Origin of the sequence: Nocardioides sp. CPCC 206348, from assembly GCF_048654705.1 — a bacterium.
In the GTDB taxonomy this organism is placed as follows: domain Bacteria; phylum Actinomycetota; class Actinomycetes; order Propionibacteriales; family Nocardioidaceae; genus Nocardioides.
Genome location: NZ_JBMCZA010000196.1, coordinates 38,979 through 39,242 on the forward strand (window position 1 = coordinate 38,979; position 264 = coordinate 39,242).

Annotated in this window: 1 pseudogene; it reads left to right on the forward strand. The window is 70.1% G+C overall.

Annotated features, from left to right (window positions below):
- A pseudogene (locus ACOADB_RS18275) lies at positions 1-264 on the forward strand (ABC transporter ATP-binding protein); the annotation flags it as partial.

Sequence of the window (264 nt, forward strand, 5' to 3'; positions counted from 1 at the left end):
GCCGTTCGGTGCGCTCGACGAGATCACCCGCGAGCGGATGCAGAACGAGCTGGTCCGGATCTGCGCGGAGACGGGGGCCGCTGTCCTGTTCGTGACCCACTCGATCCCCGAGGCGGTGTTCCTCTCCGACCGGGTGGTCGTGATGTCGCCACGACCCGGTCGCATCACCGGCATCGTCGACGTACGCGCCGACGGCATGGCGCCTGCCCATGACCGTTCCGCCGGCGCCCGGGACGAGGAGGGCTTCTTCCACGCCGTCAGCGA